At 70.3% G+C, this 23350-nt stretch carries 19 protein-coding genes and 2 pseudogenes; 14 read left to right on the forward strand and 7 right to left on the reverse strand.

Annotation, left to right across the window (positions count from 1 at the left end; genetic code table 11):
• Positions 1 to 204: 204 nt before the first annotated feature.
• On the forward strand, positions 205 to 1398 hold the full coding sequence (locus ACZ7OO_RS15265) for an acyl-CoA dehydrogenase family protein (protein ID WP_471505005.1): 1194 nt from the start codon (positions 205 to 207) through the stop codon (positions 1396 to 1398).
• Between the two features lie 37 nt (positions 1399 to 1435).
• On the opposite strand, the gene ACZ7OO_RS15270 is transcribed toward ACZ7OO_RS15265, so the two are convergent.
• Together ACZ7OO_RS15270 and ACZ7OO_RS15275 are read right to left on the reverse strand one after the other, a co-directional pair.
• Positions 1436 to 1876, reverse strand: a complete 441-nt coding sequence (locus ACZ7OO_RS15270) for a cell division protein SepF (RefSeq protein WP_351699550.1) — start codon at positions 1874 to 1876, stop codon at positions 1436 to 1438.
• Positions 1877 to 2183: 307 nt separating this feature from the next.
• Positions 2184 to 3146, reverse strand: a complete 963-nt coding sequence (locus tag ACZ7OO_RS15275) for an ABC transporter substrate-binding protein (protein ID WP_471505007.1) — start codon at positions 3144 to 3146, stop codon at positions 2184 to 2186.
• A gap of 445 nt (positions 3147 to 3591) precedes the next feature.
• Between ACZ7OO_RS15275 and ACZ7OO_RS15280 the strand changes: the two genes are divergently transcribed.
• From ACZ7OO_RS15280 to ACZ7OO_RS15320, 9 genes and pseudogenes are all read left to right on the forward strand, one after another.
• Positions 3592 to 4449 (forward strand): amino acid ABC transporter permease, encoded by an 858-nt coding sequence (locus tag ACZ7OO_RS15280; RefSeq protein WP_471505008.1) that lies wholly within the window; start codon positions 3592 to 3594, stop codon positions 4447 to 4449.
• Positions 4446 to 6203, forward strand: a complete 1758-nt coding sequence (locus tag ACZ7OO_RS15285) for an FAD/NAD(P)-binding protein (protein WP_471505010.1) — start codon at positions 4446 to 4448, stop codon at positions 6201 to 6203. Before ACZ7OO_RS15280 ends, ACZ7OO_RS15285 begins: the two co-directional genes overlap by 4 nt.
• A gap of 39 nt (positions 6204 to 6242) precedes the next feature.
• The gene (locus ACZ7OO_RS15290; protein WP_471505012.1) at positions 6243 to 7004 is read left to right on the forward strand and encodes an amino acid ABC transporter ATP-binding protein; all 762 of its coding nucleotides are present in this window, start codon (positions 6243 to 6245) and stop codon (positions 7002 to 7004) included.
• 22 nt (positions 7005 to 7026) lie between these two features.
• Positions 7027 to 7842, forward strand: coding sequence for an LLM class flavin-dependent oxidoreductase (locus ACZ7OO_RS15295; protein ID WP_471505014.1), 816 nt, complete (start codon positions 7027 to 7029; stop codon positions 7840 to 7842).
• A gap of 90 nt (positions 7843 to 7932) precedes the next feature.
• Positions 7933 to 8744, forward strand: a pseudogene (locus tag ACZ7OO_RS15300) (DUF1684 domain-containing protein).
• A gap of 251 nt (positions 8745 to 8995) precedes the next feature.
• A complete protein-coding gene (locus tag ACZ7OO_RS15305) occupies positions 8996 to 9895 on the forward strand; it encodes a S1 family peptidase (RefSeq protein ID WP_352220143.1) in 900 nt (299 codons plus the stop codon).
• Between the two features lie 126 nt (positions 9896 to 10021).
• Entirely contained in the window at positions 10022 to 10861 is an 840-nt protein-coding gene (locus ACZ7OO_RS15310; protein WP_471505016.1) for a slipin family protein, read from the forward strand.
• 240 nt (positions 10862 to 11101) lie between these two features.
• The gene (locus ACZ7OO_RS15315; RefSeq protein WP_471505018.1) at positions 11102 to 12181 is read left to right on the forward strand and encodes a S1 family peptidase; all 1080 of its coding nucleotides are present in this window, start codon (positions 11102 to 11104) and stop codon (positions 12179 to 12181) included.
• 392 nt (positions 12182 to 12573) lie between these two features.
• Complete coding sequence (locus ACZ7OO_RS15320) at positions 12574 to 14664, forward strand: SpoIIE family protein phosphatase (protein ID WP_471505020.1); 2091 nt, start codon at positions 12574 to 12576, stop codon at positions 14662 to 14664.
• Positions 14665 to 14712: 48 nt separating this feature from the next.
• Here ACZ7OO_RS15320 and ACZ7OO_RS15325 read toward each other — a convergent pair whose 3' ends face one another.
• The 3 genes from ACZ7OO_RS15325 to ACZ7OO_RS15335 form a co-directional block, all read right to left on the reverse strand.
• Positions 14713 to 15726, reverse strand: coding sequence for a DNA polymerase Y family protein (locus ACZ7OO_RS15325; RefSeq protein WP_471505022.1), 1014 nt, complete (start codon positions 15724 to 15726; stop codon positions 14713 to 14715).
• The gene (locus ACZ7OO_RS15330) at positions 15723 to 19175 is read right to left on the reverse strand and encodes a DNA polymerase III subunit alpha (protein WP_471505023.1); all 3453 of its coding nucleotides are present in this window, start codon (positions 19173 to 19175) and stop codon (positions 15723 to 15725) included. The genes ACZ7OO_RS15325 and ACZ7OO_RS15330 overlap by 4 nt, the downstream gene beginning before the upstream one ends.
• A 354-nt stretch (positions 19176 to 19529) precedes the next feature.
• A complete protein-coding gene (locus tag ACZ7OO_RS15335; RefSeq protein ID WP_471505025.1) occupies positions 19530 to 19904 on the reverse strand; it encodes a cupin domain-containing protein in 375 nt (124 codons plus the stop codon).
• Between the two features lie 93 nt (positions 19905 to 19997).
• Between ACZ7OO_RS15335 and ACZ7OO_RS15340 the strand changes: the two genes are divergently transcribed.
• Together ACZ7OO_RS15340 and ACZ7OO_RS15345 are read left to right on the forward strand one after the other, a co-directional pair.
• The gene (locus ACZ7OO_RS15340) at positions 19998 to 20444 is read left to right on the forward strand and encodes a MarR family winged helix-turn-helix transcriptional regulator (RefSeq protein ID WP_471505027.1); all 447 of its coding nucleotides are present in this window, start codon (positions 19998 to 20000) and stop codon (positions 20442 to 20444) included.
• Positions 20445 to 20613: 169 nt separating this feature from the next.
• Positions 20614 to 21474, forward strand: a complete 861-nt coding sequence (locus ACZ7OO_RS15345; RefSeq protein ID WP_471505029.1) for an esterase/lipase family protein — start codon at positions 20614 to 20616, stop codon at positions 21472 to 21474.
• A 63-nt stretch (positions 21475 to 21537) separates the two neighbouring features.
• Here ACZ7OO_RS15345 and ACZ7OO_RS15350 read toward each other — a convergent pair.
• Positions 21538 to 21804, reverse strand: a pseudogene (locus tag ACZ7OO_RS15350) (lytic polysaccharide monooxygenase); the annotation flags it as partial.
• A gap of 183 nt (positions 21805 to 21987) precedes the next feature.
• On the opposite strand from ACZ7OO_RS15350, the gene ACZ7OO_RS15355 reads away from it, so the two are divergent.
• A complete protein-coding gene (locus ACZ7OO_RS15355; RefSeq protein ID WP_471505031.1) occupies positions 21988 to 22437 on the forward strand; it encodes a GNAT family N-acetyltransferase in 450 nt (149 codons plus the stop codon).
• Between the two features lie 21 nt (positions 22438 to 22458).
• Here the strand turns inward: ACZ7OO_RS15355 and ACZ7OO_RS15360 are convergent, their stop codons facing one another.
• The gene (locus ACZ7OO_RS15360; protein WP_471505033.1) at positions 22459 to 22593 is read right to left on the reverse strand and encodes a hypothetical protein; all 135 of its coding nucleotides are present in this window, start codon (positions 22591 to 22593) and stop codon (positions 22459 to 22461) included.
• 140 nt (positions 22594 to 22733) lie between these two features.
• Between ACZ7OO_RS15360 and ACZ7OO_RS15365 the strand changes: the two genes are divergently transcribed.
• Complete coding sequence (locus ACZ7OO_RS15365) at positions 22734 to 23348, forward strand: class I SAM-dependent methyltransferase (RefSeq protein WP_471505034.1); 615 nt, start codon at positions 22734 to 22736, stop codon at positions 23346 to 23348.
• Positions 23349 to 23350: the final 2 nt, after the last annotated feature.

The raw sequence follows: 23350 nt of genomic DNA on the forward strand, positions 1-23350 counted from the left end.
GGGACCCCCACTCGCCGCACCGGGCGCAGACCCAAGTACGTCCAGTACGAGGGCCTACGCCCGGCACGCCGAGAGCACGCACCTGACGCCGCGAGGCCGCCCTCCGGGCGACGACGGGAATTGTCAGACAGCCCCTAGGCGGGAGAGCAGGGAGACTGCGCGTAGTCTGGTGTAACTAGCGGTGCTAGTTTTGGGAGGGTTTTCATGTCCGCGTCCGTGACGTTGCCTCCGTTCGATGCCGGTGACCCCCTCGGTATCGACGATCTTCTGGAGCCGGAGGATCTCGCCGTACGGGAGACCGTGCGGAGCTGGGCGGCGGACCGGGTGCTGCCGCATGTCGCCGAGTGGTACGAGAGCGGGGAGCTGCCGGGCATCAAGGAGCTCGCCAAGGAGCTCGGCGGGATCGGGGCCCTCGGGATGTCGCTGACCGGGTACGGCTGCGCCGGTGCGTCCGCCGTGCAGTACGGGCTCGCCTGTCTGGAACTGGAGGCCGCCGACTCGGGCATCCGCTCGCTCGTGTCCGTGCAGGGATCACTGGCCATGTACGCGATTCACCGGTTCGGCAGCGAGGCGCAGAAGCAGCGCTGGCTGCCGTCCATGGCCGCCGGTGACGTCATCGGGTGCTTCGGCCTCACCGAACCCGACCACGGCTCCGACCCGGCCGCCATGCGCACCCACGCCAAGCGCGACGCCGGCGGCGACTGGGTGCTCAACGGGCGGAAGATGTGGATCACCAACGGGTCGGTGGCCGGGGTGGCCGTCGTATGGGCGCAGAGCGAGAACGGCATCCGGGGGTTCGTCGTGCCCACCGGCACGCCCGGGTTCTCCGCGCCGGAGATCAAGCACAAGTGGTCGCTGCGGGCGAGTGTCACCAGCGAGCTGGTCCTGGACGACGTGCGGCTCCCAGCCGATGCCGTACTGCCCGAGGTGACCGGCCTCAAGGGCCCGCTCAGCTGTCTGTCGCACGCCCGCTACGGCATCGTCTGGGGCGCCATGGGCGCGGCACGCAGCTGCTTCGAGACGGCCGTCGACTACGCGAAGTCGCGGGAGCAGTTCGGCAGGCCCATCGGCGGCTTCCAGCTCACCCAGGCCAAACTCGCCGACATGGCGGTCGAACTGCACAAGGGGATCCTGCTCGCCCATCATCTGGGGCGGCGGATGGATGCCGGACGCCTGCGTCCCGAGCAGGTCAGCTTCGGCAAGCTCAACAACGTACGAGAGGCGATCGAGATCTGCCGTACGGCCCGGACGATCCTGGGGGCGAACGGGATTTCGCTGGAGTACCCCGTGATGCGGCACGCGACCAACCTCGAGTCGGTGCTCACCTACGAGGGCACCGTCGAGATGCATCAGCTCGTGCTGGGCAAGGCGCTCACCGGGCTCGACGCCTTCCGGTGAACCCTACGCGGGGGCAGGGCCGGTGAGCGGCCCTGCCTCAGCTCTGGTTGAAGAAGCCGTCCTCCCGGCGCGAGGCCGGCTCACCGTTGACGATCTCCGTGTTCGCGGGGGACAGCAGGAAGACCCGGTTGGACACCCGGTCGATCGAGCCCCGCAGACCGAAGATCAGCCCGGCCGCGAAGTCGACGACCCGCTTGGCGTCGCCGGCCTCCATGGCCGTGAGGTTCACGATGACCGGCACGCCCTCGCGGAACAGCTCGCCGATCGCGCGGGCGTCCCGGAAGCTGTCCGGGGTGACCGTGCCGATCCGGCGGCCCTTCTCCTCGGCGGTGTCCGAGGCCACCTTGACCCGGGGGTCGGTGACCCAGGCATCCCCGGGCTGCTCGGTCCCTTCGGAGTAGTCGTCGTCGTAGTAGCGCTCGTCATCGTTGTCGTCGACGAGGCCAAGCCAGGCACTCGCCTTGCGTACCGATCCCATGGACGCCTCCTCTCACAGCGGTCTTTCATGCTTCCGCATCCCTATGGTCGTCCATGATGCGGATGGCGCGCCAAGTGGATAGACGCCGCGCGGGGGGTTTGTGACGGTACTGGTGCAGAGCGAATACGTCGAGAGCCCAGGTGTACCAAGGGCCGTTGCACGCACGGCTGCTGACTGTGAGTGAAATATGATTGTTCCGGGCGTATGGGTGATGAGCGGTGCGTCCGGGTGAACGGGCGGCGGGTGACGAACCGACAGTCAGTCGATACGACAGCCCAGCTCAGCGTCGTATCGCCCTGACGTACTGTCAGTTCTTCAGCTCGGGCGGGGAGATCCGCGACGCGTCGATCGCCGACGCGGTCGTCCCCCACTTCTTCAGGATCCGGTCGTATGTACCGTCGGTGATGAGTTTGTTCACGGCCGCCTGGAACGCGGGCGCCAGTTTCGTGCCCTTCTTGAAGGCGAAGCCGACATCGAGACGGTGGTACTCGTTGAGGAACTTCAGGCCCGGCTGGTGGGCGACGGCATAGCGCAGGCCGTTGATCGTGGACATCACGACATCGCTTCGGCCCTGCTGGACGGACGACCAGATGGCGCTCTGCTCGCCGTAGGTCTGCACGCCGTACGCCTTCTTGCCGGCGTCTGTGCAGACCTTCTTGTTCTCCTCCAGGGTCGCCTCGAAGGTGGTGCCCGCGCCGGTGGCGACGTTCAGGCCGCACAGCTGCCGTAGGTCGGTGATCTTCGACAGCGTGCTGTCCGCACGGGTGGCGAAGCCCTGGCCGTCGTTGATGTAGGTGACGAAGTCGATGGCCTTGCGGCGCTCGTCGGTCACCCCGAAGTTGGCGGCGCCGAAGTCGTACTTGCCGCTGTCCAGGGCGGGCAGGATCGCCTCGAAACTGGCCTGCTCGATCTTGAGCTTGATACCCAGTACCTTCGCCACGGCCTTGGTGAAGTCGACGTCCTGGCCGGTCAGGGTCTTGCCGTCGGGCAGATAGGCGGTGCCGGGCGGGGTGCCGCCGACCGTGACCGCGACGGTGAGGCCGGTGACGCCCGAGGGCAGCAGCCCGGCGGCCTTGTCGTCCTTGCGAATCGCGGAGACCACGTCCGTGGTGGGGATCGCGTTGCTCTCGGCGGCCACCCCCTGGGTGCCGCCGGTCCCCGAGGAACCGCCGGAGCCCGAACCGCAGGCGGTGAGGAGCAGGGCCGCGGCCGAGGTGATCATAATAAAGGGAGCGAATTTCCTGTAACGGGCATGTGTGGGCGTACGCATCGTCGAGCGGTCTCCTGGGATCAGCAGGCGTGCGGAGCGCGGGGGGTGGCGCGAGGGGAGGGGTGCGCGTGTGAAGGCGAAGCGAGGAGCGCGAGGGAGAACGCGGAGAGCCCCCGCCGAAGGCGGGGCGTGCAGTGGGTCAGCTCAACAGGAACAGGACCACACGCGACCGAAGTCGATGTGGGAGCGGGTGACCAGCCACTGCTGCGGATGCATGGGCCAAGTGGAACAGGTCTCCGATTCCCCGTCAACTGACTTGAGACGCGCTGCTCACACTCCGGACACCCTTGACAGAGAGGGGAAACGGCCCCGTACAGTCGACGGACGGCCCTGCTGAGGGGCTCGGCCGTAAGAGCGCCGCCCGGCGGCGCTCCGTGTGAAGGCACCCGCCGCACCACCGTGTGCGCGTCCACCGTGCTCGACTGATCCGTCACGGAGTCTTCGCATGTCATCCGACACCCTCGCCAAAGCCCCCGCCGCCCCCGACATACCCGAGCGCGCGGACGACCTGAGAATCGTCCCGCAGCGCCGGTACGGGCAGTGGGCGGCCGCCGTCGCCGTTCTCGTCCTGCTCGGGCTCGCGATCGACTCGGTCGTGCGCAACAAGGCGTTCCAGTGGGACGTCGTAGCCGACTACTTCACCTCGGACTCCGTGCTTCGCGGACTGTGGCTCACCCTGTGGCTGACCGCCGTCGTGATGGTCCTCGGCTTCGCGCTCGGCACCCTGCTCGCCGCGTTCCGGCTCTCCGCCAACCCCGTGCTGCGGACGGTCAGCTGGGGATACGTCTGGCTGTTCCGGTCGATCCCGATCCTGGTCCAGCTGCTGCTCTGGTTCAACATCGGCGCCCTGTACCCGCAGGTACTGGGCGTCCGGACGGTCGACCTGCTCAGCCCGGTCGCCGTCGCGATCGTCGGCCTCACCCTGCACGAGGCCGCCTACGCCGCCGAGGTGGTGCGCGGAGGCATCCTCTCCGTGGACCGCGGCCAGATCGAGGCCGCGAACGCGCTCGGCCTGAGCCGGTGGCGTCGCTGGCGGCGCATCGTGCTGCCGCAGGCGATGCGCGCGATCGTGCCGCCGGCCGGCAACATGCTGATCGGCACCCTCAAGGGCACCTCGATCGTCAGCGTCATCGCCGTCAACGACCTGCTGTTCTCAGCACAGTTGATCTACCACCAGACCTATCAGGTCATCCCGCTGCTGATGGTCGCCACCCTCTGGTACACGGTCGTCACCTCCGTGCTCGGCATCGGCCAGTACTACGTCGAGAAGCACTACGCGCGCGGCACGGAGACGGGCCGATGAGGCCCCAGCTGGTGATCGTGGGGGCCGGGCCGCGGGGGACCGGTCTCCTCGAACGCATCGCCGCCAACGCGCCCGAGATGTACGCAGGGTCGGGCCTCGACATCCATCTGGTCGACCCGCATCCGCCGGGCGCCGGCCGCATCTGGCGGGCCGCCCAGTCGCCGCTGCTGTGGATGAACTCGCACGCCGAGGACGTCACCATGTTCACGGACGAGACGGTGCGGATGACCGGCCCGGTACGGGAGGGGCCGACCCTGCACGAGTGGGCGGGCCTGGACGGCCGCACCTTCGCCGACCGGCAGATCCAGGGCCGGTACCTGCGGCACGTCTACGACCGAGCCGTGGCCGACCTTCCCGAGGGCGTCACGGTGCACCACCACCCCCGCCGTGCCCTGCGGGTGAGTGGGCCCCGCGAGGGGCGCCAGCAGGTCTGGCTGGAGGGCCGCCCGCGTCCGCTCCTCGCCGACCTCGTCGTTCTCGCCCTCGGTCATCTGGACGCCGACCTCGACCCCGAGCAGGCCGCCCTGGCCGCGTACGCCGGCACGCACGGCCTGGTCCACCTGCCGCCGGACTTCACCGCCGACAGCGACCTGTCCGCACTGCGGCCCGGCGAGCCGGTGCTGGTACGCGGCTTCGGGCTGGCCTTCGTCGACCTGATGGTGCTGCTCACGGAGGGGCGGGGCGGCCGGTACGACGGTGACACCTATGTGCCGTCCGGGCGGGAGCCGGTGCTGTACGTCGGGTCGCGGCGCGGAGTGCCGTACCACTCGAAGATCGGATACGACTGGACCGGCGAACGGCCGCCGCTGCCCCGCTTCTTCGGCCCCGGCGAGGTCCAGGAACTGCTCGCCCGGCCGGGCGGGTTCGACTTCCGGCGGGACGTGTGGCCGCTGGTCACCAAGGAGCTGGGCTTCGCCCACTACCACCGGCTGTTCACCGTCCACCCCGAGCGGACGGCCGTCGCCTGGCCGGACTTCGAGGAGAAGTACGCCGCCGCCGAGGACGACGCCGAAGCGCGGGCGCTGGTGGCGGCCGCCGTACCGGACCCGGCCGACCGGCTCGATCTCGCTGCGCTGGACCGACCGCTGGACGGGGTGCGGTACGGATCGCACGAGGACTTCCAGAAGGGGCTGCGGGAGTACATCGAGGGGGACTTGAGCCGCCGCCATGACCCGTCGTACAGCCCCGATCTGGCGGTATTCCTCGGACTGCTCTCCGTCTACGGGCAGTTGGTGCGGCTCGGTGACATCGGGTCCTGGTGGCACGGGTTCTTCAGCTATCTCGCCTCGGGGCCGCCCGGGCCCCGGCTGCGGCAACTGCTCGCGCTGTCCCGGGCGGGGGTGGTCAGGTTCGTCGGCGCCGGGATGACGGTGGAGGCGCGGGACGGGGTATTCCGGGCGTCCGCGGACACCGTGCCCGGATCCTTTGTCGAGGCGCGGGCGCTGGTCGAGGCGCGGCTGCCCGAACCGACCGTGCGGCGGGCCCGGGACACGCTGCTGCGCGAACTCCGGACCGACGGGGCCGCCGAGACGCCCGACGGGCTGCTCAGGGTGGACCCCGTGGACGGGCGGATCCTCGACGAGGACGGGCGGCCGCATCCCCGGCGGTTCGCGCTCGGGCCGTTCACTGACGGCCGTACGCCCGGTGCGTTCACCCGGCCGCGCACCGGAGGGCCCGCGTTCCGGCAGAACGACGCCACGGCGCGGGCGGCGCTGGCATTCCTGGCGGACGTGACGGGCCGGGTCGCCGCCTAGTCCGCCTCCAACGACTCAGATCTGCGAGGGATCCACTCCATGACCGTCATGGTCGACATCAGGTCCGTGCACAAGAGATTCGGCACGCTGGAGGTGCTCAAGGGCATCGACCTCCAGGTGCGGGCCGGTGAGGTCACCGTCGTCCTCGGGCCCTCCGGATCCGGCAAGTCGACGCTGCTGCGCACCATCAACCACCTGGAGAAGGTCGACCAGGGGGTGATCAGCGTGGACGGCACGCTGATCGGCTACCGGCGCTCCGGGGACAGGCTGTACGAGCTGCCCGAGCGGGAGGTGCTGAAGCAGCGGACCCGGATCGGGTTCGTCTTCCAGAACTTCCATCTCTTTCCGCACCTGACCGTGGTGGAGAACGTCATCGAGGCGCCGGTCGCCGCGCTGAAACGCCCGCGTGCCGAGGCCGTGGCGAGCGCCCGGAGGCTGCTGGAGCGGGTGGGGCTCGCCGACAAGGCCGACGCCTATCCGCGGCAGCTCTCCGGTGGTCAGCAGCAGCGGGTGGCGATCGCGCGGGCGCTGGCGCTGGAGCCGAAACTGCTGCTGTTCGACGAGCCGACGTCCGCGCTCGACCCCGAGCTGGTGGGTGAAGTCCTCGACGTCATAAGGGACTTGGCCCGGCAGGGGACCACGATGATCGTCGTCACCCATGAGATCGGGTTCGCCCGGGAGGTCGCCGACACGGTCGTCTTCATGGCCGACGGACGGGTCGTGGAGGCGGGACCGCCGACGGAGGTGCTGGACGCTCCGCGGGAGGAGCGGACGCGGGCGTTTCTTTCCAAGGTGCTGTGATGTGCGGAGAGGATGGTCTGTCATGACCGGCTCGTACGGCCGGGGGCTGCTGCATCTGGCCGCCGCCGTGGACCAGGTCGGTGTGTTCGAGGCGGAGAGTTACGTCGAGCTGGTGCGGCTCGCCGAGAGCGGGGGCCTGGACTTCGTCACGCTCGACGGCCGTTTCGGGTGGACCGAGACCGACGCGCTCGCCGTGCTGTCGCAGGTGGCCCCGGCCACCCGGCGGATCGGGCTGGTGCCGCTGGTGACCGCCCCGCAGACCGCCCTCGCCCACCTCGACCAGATCAGCCGGGGCCGGGCCGGCTGGTGGAGCGACGCGCCCGGGCCCTCGCCGGGGCATCCGGTCCGGGTGGCCCACGCCGCCGAGGGGGCCGCCCGGCGGACCGCCGCCCGGTACGCCGATGTCGTCCTGGTGCGGGCCGCGAGCTCCGCGCAGGCCGCCACCGCACGCGAGGAACTGAGGGAACAGGCGCGGGAGTTCGGGCGGGAGCCGGACGCGCTGCGGGTGCTGGTGAGTCTGCTGGTGGATCTGGGGGACGGGGAGCGCGCGGCCGAGCCGGGGCACGGTGGCGGCGGCCCCCGGCAGACCGTGCAGGGCCCGCTGTACCGGGGCGGCCCGGTGGACCTCGCGGAGCTGATCGCCGGCTGGCACGGCGAGGGCGCCACCGACGGCTTCCACCTCGTCCCCGCCGAACCGCGCCGCGATCTGGAGCGGCTGGTCAACGGCACCGTGGCGCTCCTCCAGCACCGCGGGCTCTTCCGCACCTTCTACCCGGGCAGCACCCTGCGCGAGCACCTCGGCCTCGCCCGGGCCGCCGGCCAGCTGGCGGCGCCCTGAAAAACGGGGCTCCCGGCCGATATGGACTGTTTGAGCGCATATGAAACAGATGATAGAGATCATGCTAAGAGCTGTGGAAGGGCTGATCGTATGACCGCGGACGCAGCCGGCGACTGGAAGCGCTGGCACGAGCACCGGGTGGAGACCGTGTCGGCTCCCTACGGGCCGCTCGCGCTGACCGGCACCCTCCCCCAGTGCCTGAACGGCCTGGGGGGACCCCCATGATCGAGGACCATCCGGAAGGGCGCCTTCCCGGTGTCCCCGGCGTCTGGGCGGTGGACGGCGACACCGTGCTGCTCACCGCCACGGAGGCCGACGGCCTGACCGTGGACGGCGAACCCTTCGCCGGTGAGGTCCGGCTCGCCGCCGACCGAGAACCGTCGGCCCGGGTCACGCTGGGCGAGCGCCGCCTGGTCGTGCTGATCCGCGAAGGCACTTGGGGCGTACGGGACTACGACCCGGCCGCCGAGACCCGCCGCACCTTCCTGGGCATCGAAGCCGCCCCCTACGACCCGCGCTGGTCGGTGCCGGGCCGCTTCACCCCGTACGACGACGACCGGCGCACCGTCCGCGTCGACACCGCGGACGGAGTGGAGCGCGCGCTCGTGCTCGCCGGGGAACTCGCCTACACCCTGGCGGGCGAGGACCTGACGCTCCAGGTCGCCGAGCAGGCCGACGGCCGGCTGTGGGCGGTGTTCGCCGACGCCACCAGCGGGGTCAGCAGCTACCGGTTCAGGTTCCTCTATTCGGCCGCCCCGGCCGCCGACGGCTCCACCACCGTCGACTTCAACCGGGCGCAGCTGCCGCCGTGCGCCTTCGCGGATCACTTCATCTGCCCCTTCCCGCCGTCCGGGAACAGGCTGGGCCTCAGGGTCGACGCGGGGGAGCGCATAGTGGCCTGACGCTTTGGCAGGAATTATGACCGGCGTCAACTCGCCCGGATCACAACGAGATCACACAAAGTCGACATGGTTCGAACACAGTCGCGCGGCCGAAAGGCACTCTTGCGGATACCGGTCGTTCGGCCGAATACTCCCCCTCAGCGCTTGTCAGGAGCATTACGTGTCCGGAACCCGGGCGCCCGCCCCTGGCTGCGCCTCACGGGCCCCGACCCCACGCGGGCCCCCTGACTTCCCCTGGGAGGGAACGACAAGTGAGGATCAAGCGCACCACCCCCCGCAGCGGTATCTCGAGACGGACCCGGCTGATCGCCGTGGGCACCGGTTTCCTGGCCGCGGCAGCGTTCGCCGTCCCCACCGCGAGCGCGAGTGATGCTCACACCTTCAGCGCAAGCGAACTGAAGGCCGTGAACAGCTCCGTTCTGAAAGCGAACGTCCCCGGCACCGCCTGGGCCGTCGACAGCAAGACCCACCGTGTCGTCGTCACCGTCGACAACACGGTCTCCAAGGCCGAGATCGCCAAGATCAAGCGGCAGGCGGGCGCAAACTCCGGCGCGCTCACCATCAAGCACACCAACGGCACCTTCAAGAAGCTGATCACCGGCGGCGACGCCATCTACGGCGGCGCCTACCGCTGCTCGCTCGGCTTCAACGTGCACAGCGGCAGCACGTACTACTTCCTGACCGCCGGGCACTGCGGTCAGGTGGCCTCGACCTGGTACAGCAACTCCGGCCACACCACGGTCCTGGGCACCAACGTCAGCTACAGCTTCCCGACGAACGACTTCGCGCTGGTGAAGTACACCAACAGCTCGATCGCGCACCCGAGCGCGGTCGGCAGCCAGACCATCTCCAGCGCGGCCACCCCGGCCGTCGGTACGACGGTGTACCGCCGCGGTTCGACCACCGGCACGCACAGCGGCCGGGTCACCGCCCTCAACGCCACCGTCAACTACGGCAGCGGTGACGTCGTCTACGGCATGATCCAGACCACGGTCTGCGCCGAGGGCGGCGACAGCGGCGGCCCGCTCTACGGCGGTTCCGTGGCCTACGGTCTGACCTCCGGCGGCAGCGGCGACTGCACCTCCGGCGGTACGACCTTCTTCCAGCCGGTCACCGAGGCGCTGAGCTACTACGGCGTGAGCGTCGGCTGACGATCCTCCCGGATCCGCTCCCAGCCCAGTGGTCCCCCGTACGCAACCGGCGTGCGGGGGCTCCCTTTTGGGCGGGTGCCGGGGTTACCGTCGAAGGACCATTGGAGTCACCCCCTGGGGGCCGGCATGGTCGAGGCGCTGGTGGCGGCCGGAGCCGCTCTCGTGTCCGTCGGCGCGGTCTACGCGCTGGCCGCGGCGCGGGTCGTCAGACAGTACGAGCGAGGCGTGGTGTTCCGCCTCGGCCGGCTCCGACCGGAGGTGCGCGAGCCCGGGTTCACCATGATCGTCCCGTTCGTGGACCGGCTCCAGAAGGTCAACATGCAGATCGTCACCATGCCGGTGCCCGCGCAGGAGGGCATCACCCGCGACAATGTGACCGTCCGCGTCGACGCCGTCGTCTACTTCAAGGTGACCGCGCCCGCCGAGGCGATCGTCCGGGTCGAGGACTACCGGTTCGCGGTCTCGCAGATGGCACAGACCTCACTGCGGTCCATCATCGGCAAGAGCGAGCTGGACGACCTGCTGTCGAACCGCGAAAAGCTCAACCAGGGCCTTGAGTTGATGATCGACAGCCCGGCCGTGGAGTGGGGTGTCACCATCGACCGTGTCGAGATCAAGGACGTCTCGCTGCCCGAGACCATGAAGCGGTCCATGGCCCGGCAGGCCGAGGCCGACCGGGAGCGCCGGGCCCGGGTCATCAACGCCGACGCCGAACTCCAGGCCTCCAAGAAGCTCGCCGAGGCGGCCAAGGAGATGTCGGAGCAGCCCGCCGCGCTCCAGCTGCGCCTGCTGCAGACGGTGGTGGCGGTCGCCGCCGAGAAGAACTCGACCCTGGTGCTGCCGTTCCCGGTGGAACTGCTGCGGTTCCTGGAGCGGGCTCAGCAGCAACTGCCGCCCGGGGCGGACGGGGCCGGGGGGAACGGGGCGAAGGGCGCTCCTGGAGAGGCGAATTCCGGACAGGGGTAAAGGCCACTCTCCGTCAACGGTTACTCGCCCTAGTGTTTGCAGTGCGAATCCTCCTGGGCCCTCCGTGGGTGACTGTGAACGGCTCGGGCACAGGGGGCGCACAACATCCGCGCACGCGCGTACTGAACTCGACCTTGTGTGCTCCCCGTGGGTCTCGGAATAGTGGGCGCCCGTCAACCAGCCTTCCGGCTCCGAGGTCCCCACAACCTTACGGGCCGACCCCCCACAGGAGGACATGAGTTGAAGCACCGACGCATACCCAGGCGCCGGGCGGCCCTCGCCGGCGCGGGCATAGCCGCGCTCGTCGCCGCAGGAGTGACCTTCCAGAGTGCGAACGCCAGCGAGCCCGCCAAGGCCGCCGCACCGCAGATCCTGTCCGTGCCGGCGGCCGGAAAGCTCGGCTCGGCGCTCGCCGCCGACCTCGGTACCGACGCGGCGGGTACGTACTACGACGCCAAGACCAAGAACCTCGTCGTCAACGTGCTCGACGACACCGCCGCGCAGACCGTCGAGGCGGCCGGGGCCAAGGCGAGACTCGTCGCCAACTCCCTCGCCGAACTCGACAGCGCGCGGACCACGCTCAAGCAGGACGCCACCATCCCAGGCACCTCGTGGGCGACCGACCCGGTCACCAACAAGGTCGTCGTCACCGCCGACAAGACGGTCGCCGGGGCCGCGCTGACCAAGCTCACCAAGGTCGTCGACGGGCTCGGCGAGAAGGTGGAACTCCGCCACTCGAAGGGGGAGTTCAAGCCCTTCATCGCCGGCGGTGACGCGATCAGCGGGTCGGGCGGGCGCTGCTCGCTCGGCTTCAACGTGGTCAAGGGCGGCGAGCCGTACTTCCTGACCGCCGGGCACTGCACCGACGCCATCTCCACCTGGTCGGACTCCTCCGGCAACGTGATCGGCCAGAACGCCCAGTCCAGCTTCCCGGGCAACGACTTCGGTCTGGTCAAGTACACCTCCGCGGTGGACCACCCGAGCGAGGTCGACCTCTACAACGGCTCCACCCAGAAGATCACGGGCGCGTCCGAGGCGACCGTGGGCATGAAGGTGTCCCGCAGCGGCTCCACCACCCAGGTCCACGACGGCACGGTCACCGGTCTCAACGCCACCGTGAACTACTCGGAGGGCACGGTGAGCGGGCTCATCCAGACCGACGTGTGCGCCGAGCCGGGCGACAGCGGCGGCTCGCTCTTCTCCGGCGGCAACGCGATCGGCCTGACCTCGGGCGGCAGCGGCGACTGCACCTCCGGCGGGGAGACGTTCTTCCAGCCGGTGACGGAGGCACTGTCGGCCACCGGCACCCAGATCGGCTGACCCGCGCCGAACCCCCCCCGAGATGCCCCGCCCCCCTGGAATCCGCCGTCCAAGGGGTGGGGCATCTCCATGCGGTGCGCCGGGCGGCGTCAGGCGGACCGGCCGTGCTTGTGCAGGGAGGCGCTCGCCCGGACCCGGAGACGGCCGCACCGGTCCCGTACTTCCTGCGAGGCGTCCTTGGAGCAGCAGCAGTGCTGTGCCGGCCACCGAAGGTCCCCGGCGCCGGCCAGATGGCCACCCGGCCCTGGGCGGCCTCTTGCCGTGGATCCGTGGGGACGACATCGACCATGCGCGCCGGCCTACCCAGCCCTGCCGTGCTCACGACACGGCAACCGGTCGAAGGAGCGGCGCATCGGGGCTCGGTGCAGGCTGGACTAGGGAGGTGGGTTGCCGTGGCGCACAACGAAGCCGTCTCGCCGGGCAAGGGTGCCGCAGTGCTGGAAGCCCTGTTCCACCAGTCGCCCAACGGCCTGCTGATCCTGGACACGGAGCTGCGCATCCTGCGGATCAACCTCACCAGGCCGATTCTGCACGGAGCGCCCGACGAACAGATCGTGGGCCGGCCCGTCACCGACGTGTACGACCTTTCCGCACCCGGTGAGGTGGAGGCCATGCTGCGCGGCGTGCTGGAGAACGGCGCGCCGGTGCGGGGGCGACTCGTCGGGGTGCGTCCGAAGGGCGCACCGGGGCCGGAGTACCTGTTCTCCGTCTCGGTGTCCCGTCTGGAGGACGCGCAGGGGAGGGTGTGGGGCGTGCTCACGGAGATGCTCGATGTCACCGAGCGCGAAAGGGCGGGCGCCCGTATGCGGGTCCTCGGTGCCGTGCGCGAGCACGTGGGACGGACCCTCGACGTGGTGGCCACCTGCGAGGAACTGGCGCAGGCCGTGGTGCCGGACCTCGCCGACATCGTCGTGGTGGAAGTGGTGGACGCCGTGATACGCGGCGAGGAACCTCCCCCGAGCCCGCTGGGGCCGGAGGTGCCGCTACGCCGTGCCGCCTACCGTCACAGCGGCGGCGAGGAGCAGATCCAGGCACATCCGGTGGGCGACGTACGCGCTCTGCCGTTCCCCACGCCCTACGCCCAGACGCTGACCGACCTCAAGCCCCGCCTCGTCGCCCTGGCACCTGACACCCCCTGGCTGGCGGCCGACCCGCCCCGCGCCGAGGCGATCCGTGTTTCCGGCGCCCGCTTTCTCATCACGGCACCCCTGACACTGCGCGGAACCGTGCTGGGACTGCTGAGCCTGTACCGCACCGACCAGGCCGACGTCTATGACGAGGGCGATATCGCCCTCGCCCTGGAAGTGGCCGCTCACGCCACGCTGTGCATCGACAACGCCCGTCGCTACACCCGTGAACACACCATCGCCCTGACAGTCCAGCGTCACCTGCTGCCGCCCCACCTCTCGACATGGGCGACCGTCGAAAGCGCGCACATGCACGTGCCCTCCGCGGTGGGCGGAGGCGGCGGGTTCGACACCTTCGCCCTGTCCGGCGCTCGCACCGCCCTGGTGGTCGGCGAAGCCGCCGGCCAAGGCATCCACGCGGCCATCACGATGGGACAGATGCGGACCGCCATCCACTCCCTGGCCGCACTCGACCTGGGGCCCGACGAGCTCCTCGCCCGCCTCAACGACACCGCCACCAGCCTCGCCGAGGAGCGCGCGGCTCTGCCGCCCGGCGATCCCATGCCCCTCACGGGAAGCTGCGTGTACGCCGTCCACGACCCGTTCGCCCAGACCTGCACCATCGCCCTGGCCGGCCATCCCCCACCCGTCATCGCCCACCCCGACGGGACCACCGAGATACCCGACCTGCCGAGCGGGCCTTCCCTGGGCTGCGCCACGGGACCTCCCTTCGCCGCCACCACGGTCTCCGTCGCCGACGGCAGCGTCCTCGCCTTCTACACCTCGTCCCTGCTGCACACCTCACCGTCCCCGGACACCCTCCGGCAGGTGCTGGCCCACCCGGAGCGGCCACTGCAGGACCTGTGCGACGACGTGCTCTACCGGCTGCGCAACGACACCCGCCACGGCGACGTCATCCTCCTTCTCGCCCGCACCAACCCGTTCCCCGCCGACCAGGTCGCCACCTGGCATCTCGACCACCACCCCAAGGCTGTCGCCACGGCGCGCGCCCACGCCCGCCACCAGCTCCTCCGGTGGAGCGTCGATGAGGAAACCGCCTACACCGCCGAAACGATCGTCAGCGAACTGGTCACCAACGCCGTCCGCTACGGCGCCCCGCCTGTCCGGTTGCAGCTCATCAAGGACCGCACACTCACCTGCGAAGTCCACGACGGAGACTTCCTCGCGCCACGGCTGCGCCACGCGAACACTGTCGACGAAGGCGGGCGCGGCCTGTTCATCGTCGCCCAACTCGCACAGAACTGGGGCGTCCGCCATACGCCCGACGGCAAGACCGTCTGGGCCGAACAGCCTCTCCCGCGTTCAGCCACGTCCGGCCACCGACAGCGGCCATAGGCTGTGCTTCGGCCTCTGCCTGCCGAGGTCAGTGGTTCCGGCATGGGGTCACTTCATGGCCCGGCTCCGGCGTCCCTGGCGGCCGCCGGCGAGAGCGGCGGGCCCTACGGCTTCCGGCCCGAAGCGGCGGCGGGCTCTGTCCGCGGCGGCTTCGGCGGTGCGGGCGTGATCGTCGCCGGGGTCCATGGAGAGCTGGCGGTGGGCGGCGGCCGCAGGTAGCAGGTCGTCGGCGCGGATGGTGAAGGCACGCACTCGTGCGCGTTGCAGCCCGAGGCCGGCCAGCAGGCCGAGAGCGGCCGTGGCGAGGGCGGGTGAGTGGTCGGTGGGCTCTTCGAGCTTGCGGGTGCGTGTGGTGGTGCTGCGGTCGGCGTACCGCACCGTGAGGGTGATGCGGCCCGTGACCTGTTTTTCGCCACGCAGGCGCTGTCCGATCTGGTCGGCGAGTCTCAGGACGGATCGGTGGTGTTGCGCCGGGTCGAGACAGTCCCGCTCCAGCACGAGGTCGGTGCTCAGGTGTGTCGCCGGTTCCGTGGGGGTGACCGGGCGGGGGTCGTGGCCGCGGGCGCGTTCGGACAGCAGCCGGGCCTGGCCGACGCCGAGAAGGCGTTGCAGGGTCGCCGCGGGCAGGTCGGCGATCTGGCCGATGGTGTGCAGGCCGTACCGGTTGAGGGTGGTCGCCGTGGCGCGGCCGATGCCCGGCAGTGCGACGACCGGGCGGGGGTACAGCCAGTCGGCGGCCTGCTCGGCGGGGACCCAGGTGGTCTCTCCCGGTGCGGAGGCGTCGGCGGCCATGGCGGCGAGCATGCGGTTGCTCGCGAGTCCGGCGCTGCAGTCGATGCCGTAGAGAAGCTTCAGCCTCATCATCGTCGTCTGGACCATGTCGTAGGGGGAGAGGTCGAAGTATCGGAGTGCCGAGGTCAGGTCGAGCTGGACGGCGTCGGGTGGGACGGCGTGGACGTGGGGCGTGATGCCGCACAGGTATTCGATCACGTCGGCGTACTGTTCCTCGGTCAGTGCGGCGTGCAGGTGGAGGTGGGCGATGTGCCGCTGCCGTCTGCTCATCCCGCGCTCCCTGGGCTTCGGTGGCCGAACTTCTTCAGGTCGGCGGAGCGGGTGCCGGCGGGCTGGAGGTCGGCGTACGGGTGCAGACGGGCGCCGGTGGTGCCGTTGGCCAGGGTGCGCTGTGGCTGGGCGGGCGTCGGGTGCGGGCGGCTGGCGCCGAGGAGGGCGAGCGCGGCCTCGGGGCCGTTGTCGCGGCGGGCGGCGGCGATCTCGTCCAGGTCCCAGGCCATGGTGCCGACGACGGTACGACGGCTGCCGCGCACCTGCACCGTGCCGCGCACCAGCAGCAGCCCGCTGTGGAAGACGGTGTGCGCGCAGGCCGGGTGGGAGTCCTCGAAGAACGCCAGGTCGACCAGGCCGGAGCCGTCCTCCAGGGTGACGAAGATGATCCGCCTGCCGCTCGCGATCGGCGGGGTCTGGGTGGAGGCCCGCACACCCGCGACGAGGACCTGCTGACCGGCGCGCAGTCCGGCCAGGTGGGCCGCGTCGGTCGCGCCGATCTCGCGCAGCAGCCGGTGGTGGTGCTCCATGAGGTGCCTGGAGACGTCGATGCCGAGGGTGCTCAGCTCGGCGCTCAGGGCCTCGCGTCCGGTCATCTCCGGCAGGCCACTCGGCTCCGCCCCGCCGACGGCGTCCGCGGCGATGGGCAGTTGTCCCTCGTGCGCGGACCGGGTGCGGGACTGGCGATGGAGTTCGGCGATCTGCAGCAGCAGGTCGCGGCGGGTGAGGCGGCCGTCGTGCAGGCAGGTGAGCGCACCGATCTGCGCGAGCCGCTCGGCGACCGGTCTGCTGGGATGGGCCCGCTGCCAGAAGTCCGACAGCGATCCGTACGGCTGACCCTCCTCGATCCGGGCACACTCGTCCTCGCTGATGCCGTGCACCGCGGACAGGGCAAGCCGTACGCCCCACTGGTCTGCGTCGGTCTTCTCCACCGTGTGTCCCACCCGGGAGCGGTTGATGTCGACAGGCAGGACGGGGACACCGCGCCGACGAGCGTCGGAGACGAGGACGCGCTTGGGCCACATCCCGGGGTCGTGTTCGAGAAGGCCGGCCAGCAGGAACGCCGGGTAGTGCGCCTTCAGCCAGGCACTCTGCAGGGCTGGTACGGCGAAGGCGACCGCGTGGGCGCGGCAGAAGCCGTACGCGCCGAAAGCCTCGACGGTCCTCCAGACCTCGTCCCGGACAGCCGCACTGTAGCCACGCGCGCGTGCCAGGCCATGGAACCAGTCCCTGATCCCAGGCAGTTCGTTCTTGTCGCCGAGCGCCCGCCGGGTGAACTCCGCGTAGGCCCGGTCGCAGCCGGTCATCACCGACAGCGTCTCGATGATCTGCTCGTGCCAGATGGTCACGCCGTAGGTGTCGGACAGCACTGGTTCGAGGTCCGGGTGGGCGTAGTCGGGCGTGCCGCCGTGGCGGGCGGCGATGTAGCGCTCGGGCATGCCGCCGGCGACCGGTCCGGGACGGAAGAGGCTGATGTCGGCGATGACGTCCTGCACGTCGCGCGGCTGCAGCCGGGAGAGGAGGTCCTGCTGGCCGGGGGACTCCAGCTGGAACAGACCCAGGGTCTGGCTCTCCTGGATGAGCTTGAACGCGAAGACGTCGTCGAGCGGCACCTGCTTGGGGTTGTCGAGGTCGATGCGGTTGCCGGTGGTCCGTTCGATTTCGGTGACGGCGTGGGCCATGGCGGACTGCATGCGCACGCCCAGGACGTCGAGTTTGATGTTGCCCAGTGCCTCGATCTCCTCCTTTGCAGCCATGGCCATGGGGTAGTCGCCCTGCGGCGTGGGCTGCACCGGCAGTCGGTCCAGGAGTGTGGCGTCGCTGATGACCACGCCGCAGGGGTGCATGGCCATGCCGTGGACCAGGGCATCGAGGCCCTCGGCGAGTTCCCACAGCGGGCCGTACCGGGGTGCCTCGGCGGCCAGTTGCCGTAGTTCGGGCAGTTCGGCGAGGGCTCCGGTGATGTCGCAGGCGCGCAGGTGCGGGAAGCTCTTGGCGATCCGGTCGACGTCCGCGGGCGCGATCCCGAGGGCCAGGCCGGTGTCCCGCAGGGCCCGGCGGGCACGGTAGGTCTCGGGCATGGCGGTGACCGCGACCCGCTCCTTGCCGAAGCGTTCGAAGATCGTGTCGTAGCACTCCAGGCGGCGGGCGGATTCCACGTCGATGTCGATGTCGGGCAGCGACTTGCGGCGCGTACTCAGAAAGCGTTCGAACAGCAGACGGTGGTCGAGCGGGTTAGCGGTGGCGATGTCCAGGGTGTGGCAGACCATCGATCCGGCGCTGGAGCCGCGGGCGGCGACCCGGATGCCCTTGGCCCGGATGTCGGCGACGACCTGGCCGACGGCGAGGAAGTACGAGTCGTAGTTCAGCGCGGCAATCACCTTGAGCTCTTCGTCCAGCCGGTCGAGCGCCGTACGGTCGCGGTCGAGGCCACGTCTGGCCAGGCCGGCCTCGCACTGCCCGCGCAGCAGCTGGGCCGCTCCGTCCGCCCGGGGCTCGGCGCCGAAGAGGGACGGTTCGGGGAAGTGCCGGGCGCCGAGTCCGAGGTCCGCTACCGGGTCGACGGTGCACGCGGCCGCCGTGATGGCGGTGTCCGCCATCAGCCGGCGGGCCCGGCGGATGTCTTCTCCGGCGCATTCGGTGATCATGCGGGCGACGGTCTCCATTCCTCGCTCGTCCTTGAGCCAGCGCTGTCCGCTGTCCAGCCGGCGCCGGTCGATGGGGCGCAGCAGGCGTGCGGCGTCCAGTACGTCGGCGAGGCGGTGCTGGTCGGGGTCGGCGTAGCGGACGGCGTTGGAGAGCACGGCGGTGGTGCGGGTGCGGTCGGCCAGGGCGAGGGTGCGGGCGGCGAGGCGCAGGGACCCGGGATTCATGCCGAAACGTTTCTGCGCAACGGCTTCCAACCGGACCTCTCTCCCGAAGATCTCCGTCCAGGGCGCCAGCAGCTTCATCGCGACGTCCTCCCGGCCCACCGACAGCGCCCGCACCGGCTCCGAGAGCGGACCGAGCAGGACGGCCAGGCCGGGGCCGCCGTACTCGCGCAGTGCCTGCCACGGCACCACCGGGGGTGTACCGGACACGGCACCGACGTGAGCCGCCGACGTGATGCGGCACAGCCGAGCCCATCCCTCCCGGTTCTGTGCGAGCAGGACGAACCGCAGCGGCGGCTCCACGACGTGTGCGCCACCGCGCGCCGGGGTGCGACGGCGCTGGGTGGGCGGCGGGGGCGCCAGGGCCTCCACCGCGAGGTCGATACCGAAGACCGGCCGGACCCCCTCCTTCATGCAGGCCTGTGCGAATCGAACAGCCCCGGTGACCGTGTCCCGGTCGGTGAGCGCGAGCGCGGACATGCCCCGCTCGGCCGCCCGCCGGACGAGCTGCTCGGGATGGGAGGCGCCGTAGCGGGCGGAGTAACCGGACGCGACGTGCAGATGGGCGAAGCCCGTCATGCCGCACCTCCATCACTCCACCCCTTTTCGGCCATGCGTCCGATATGTTCATCGTACGCTCGTTCGATTACTCTAACCCTATCGGCCCCGGTCAGCGACCCGCATTCGAACGCATCGGCGATTCTTGAAGGAGTGGGAAGTTGCCCAAAACGGGCACCATGCCGTCAGTTCCCCAGCCGGGCAGGGCTGCCGCAGCTCCGGCATGACCGTTCACGCCGAACCGCCTGAAGATCGAGACAACAGGCGGGAAGGTAGTGTCCGAGCGCGAGAACCCGCGTGAGTCCTTCGCCGGTCACGTGCTCGAAACTCCAGTGATCCCGGATGCGCCGACCCGCAACGCTCTTTTCCTGTACGTCAGTTGGCCCACGGCGGTGCGATCCGCGTGCCGTCGGTCATCTCTGCCTCCAGGCCGACGGACGTGGTGACCCAGGAGAGTGCGGTGTGGTCGGTCGGGTTCTCGACGGCGAAGGTGGCACCGGCGTTGACGATGACGGTGTCGCCGGCCCGGATGCGGTCGGTGTGGCCGTCGAGGGAGACCAGGAGCTCACCGACGAGCAGATGGAAGATCTCCTCCCGGGTGACGGTGTGGGCGGGCGCCTTGGTCCCGGCCGGGATCTCACCGCGCCACGCGCACAGCTCCTCGCTGCCGGTGCGGGGCGTGGCGTACGAGACGAAACGGGCGCCGTGGATCTCGTGGGTGACGGACTCGGCGGAACGGACGACGGGCATGGCTGCCTCCGGTCGATTTGGTCAAGTAACTTGACTACTTGCCTCTATGGTCAAGCTGCTTGACCATTCCGTCAAGGGTGTTTCAATGCCTCCGTGCAGAACTCCGAGGCCATGGCCCTGTCCGCAGCCCTGCTCGCCGCCGCCGGTGAGCTGACCCAGCGCATCAACGAGGGGGTCGTCGCCCGCGGCTTCGAGGGGATCAGGCCCGCCCATGGCTTCGCCTTCGCGCGACTCGCCCCGGACGGGGCGACCGTCACCGAGCTCGCCGCGCACCTCGGGGTGACCAAGCAGGCGGCAAGTCAGCTTGTCGACGAAGTCGTGCGCAAGGGGTATGCCGAGCGGCGGCCGCATCCCGAGGACGCGCGGGCTCGGCTGGTCGTGCTCACCGAGCGGGGGTGGGCGTGCGCGCGGGCGGCGGAGGAGGCAGCCGCGGAGGTCGTGCGGGGCTGGGGTGATGTGCTGGGGGAGGGTGAAGTGCGTGTGTTGCGGGACAGTTTGGCGCGCATCGCCCCCTATGGTCCCCTCAGGCCCAGCTGGTGACATCCCGTCAGGTGGGTAGTGCGCGACCGGTTACCCGGAAGTTTTACCGACGCGTAACTTCACGGTTGCACTACTCGTCCGTAACTTGATGGGTGAACAGCATCCTCGTGATCCGGATCACAGGGCGTAAGGCCGTCGCAACTCCCTTGAGCCGCAAGGAGATCACACGATGCTGCCCTGGAAACGAGTGCTCAGACCCCTGACCGCACTGCTCTTCGCCGTCGCCGTCGCCACCGTCCCCGCCGCCACCGCCCACGCGTCGAGCGCCCCCAGCACCGGCTGGAACGACTACTCCTGCCGCCCCTCCGCAGCCCACCCCCGCCCCGTGATCCTGGTCCACGGAACACTGGGCAACTCCGTCGACAACTGGCTCTCCCTGGCCCCGTATCTGGAGGACCGCGGCTACTGCGTCTTCTCCCTCGACTACGGCCAGCTGAACGGCGTCCCGGTCTTCTACGGTCTAGGACCCATCGACAAGTCGGCTGAGCAACTCTCCGCCTACGTCGACAAAGTGCTCAGCGCGACCGGCGCCGCCAAGGCCGACCTCGTCGGCCACTCCCAGGGCGGCATGATGCCCCGCTACTACCTCAGGTTCCTCGGCGGTGCCGCCAAGGTGAACGCCCTCGTCGGTCTTGCCCCCGACAACCACGGTGCCACCATCAGCGGCCTCACCAACCTGCTGCCCTACTTCCCCGGCGCCGAGGAGCTGATCACGGCCACCACCCCCGGCCTCGCCGACCAGATCCCCGGCTCCGCCTTCCTCACCAAGCTCAACGCGGGCGGCGACACCGTCCCCGGTGTGCACTACACGGTCATCGCCACCAAGTACGACGAGGTGGCCACTCCCTGGCAGAGCCAGTACCTGAGCGGCTCCGACGTCGACAACGTCCTGCTCCAGAACCTGTGCCCGCCAGACCTCTCCGAACACGTGGCGATCGGGCTCTTCGACCGGATCGCCTTCCACGAGGTGGCCAACGCGCTCGACCCGGCACACGCCACCGCCACCAGCTGCGCGTCGGCGTTCAGCTGAGCGGCCCGCCCAACTGAACGCCACCGGGGCCTGTCCGGCCTGAGCCGCCGGTCAGGCCCCGGAGCCATGAGGGATCAGCGCCTGCTGCTGCCCGTTCGCGTCGCCGATGCGGATGCCGTTCCAGTCGTAGAGAGCCTGGGTGCCGCCCGCCGCCACCGCCGCCTTACAGGCGGCCGACTTCGGGCTCTCCGGGTTCTCCGCGTAGCACTGGGCGACCCGGCTGACCGGGTCGCCCATCGTGCCGTGCGCGGACGCGGGCGCGGCGGTGAACGTGACCGCTCCCACACCGAGCGCGACGGCGACGGCGGCCTTACGGCGTGTTGCGAACATGCGGGAACTCCTCGGAACGGTCCTCGGGGCGGGCTCGGTCCCGCCAGGCCGAATCCCGTGGGGGCGATCAGAAAGCTAGCCCCAAGAAACCGTGGAATCGCCTGCTGGGAGCGGGCGAAGGAGATCCTTATGGTCGTCTTAAGGGAGTGCTCAGACTGCGCTGAGGAAGCTAGCGTTCCCGCCATGGCGAACGACGAGATCCGGCCCGCCCGGGCCGCCGACGTACCGGCCGTGAAGGCCGTGACCGACATGGCGTACCACCACTACATCGCGCGCATAGGGGTGGTGCCGCAGCCCATGGAGGCGGACCACATGGCGAACGTGGCCGCGGGCAGGGTGTTTGTCGTCGGGGAGCCGGTCAGCGGGCTCGTCGTCATCGAGGCCCACGACGATCATCTTTTCCTCGACAGCATCGCCGTCCACCCCGACGCGCGTGGGCAGGGGGTGGGACGGCGGCTGCTGGAGTTCGTGGACGCACGCGCGCGTGCGCTCGGCCTGCCCGAGGTCAGGCTCTACACCAACGCGCTGATGTGGGAGAACCAGGAGCTCTACCCGAAGTACGGCTACGAAGTCGTCGGGCGGCGGGTGGACGGGCCGTACGACCGTGTCCACTACCGCAAGCGGCTGGGCTGAAGGACGCGGGGACGGCCGCGGTCAGCCGTCCGGCCACCAGGTGCGTGCGATGTCCTTCCGCACCTCGGGGCGTCCGGCGGGGCAGTCGTCGGCCTCCTCGCGGATCCGGCGGCTGTCCGTCTTCTTCAGGGGCTTCTGCACGGTTGCGCGGCGCATGGCTGCCTCCTTCAGCGCCTACCGAGTTCCGTGTTGTCACGGAGGTAGACGCTTTCGGTGAGAGTTCCTCATCGGTGCCGGTCTGTCAGTGGTCGCTGTCACACGGACCGAGTGTCAGTGGCGGGTGTCACCCTGGGGGCATGACGAACCAGAGTGATCGGACCGTTGCGGTGAGTGTCGACTGGGATGCGCAGGCCGCCACCTTCGACGCCGAGCCGGATCACGGGCTGGGCTCGCCCGAGGTGCGCGCGGCCTGGGCGGAGCGGCTGCGGACATGGCTGCCCGGACGCCCCGCCGACCTCCTCGACCTCGGCTGCGGCACCGGCAGCCTGGCCCTCCTCGCCGCCGAGCAGGGCCACCGGGTCACCGGGGTCGACAGCTCCCCGGCGATGGTGGAGCGGGCCCGCGCCAAGCTCGCCGGCCGGGACGCGGTGTTCCTCCTCGGCGACGCGGCGGCGCCACCGGTGGGGGAGCGGCTCTTCGACACCGTGCTCGTACGGCATGTGCTGTGGGCGCTGCCCGACCCCGCGCGCGTGCTGCGGCACTGGCGCGGTCTGCTGCGGCCCGGGGGACGGTTCGTGCTGGTGGAGGGGGTGTGGGGGACCGTGGCCCCGGTCGGCATACCCGCCGACCGGCTCACCGCCCTGCTGGCCCCGCTCGCCACGGACGTGCGCGTGGAGCGGCTGTCGGAGCAGCCGCTGCTGTGGGGCAAGGAGGTGAGCGACGAGCGGTACGCGGTGGTGGCGACCGTGTGAGC

Source organism: Streptomyces sp. NPDC111744 (assembly GCF_055634995.1).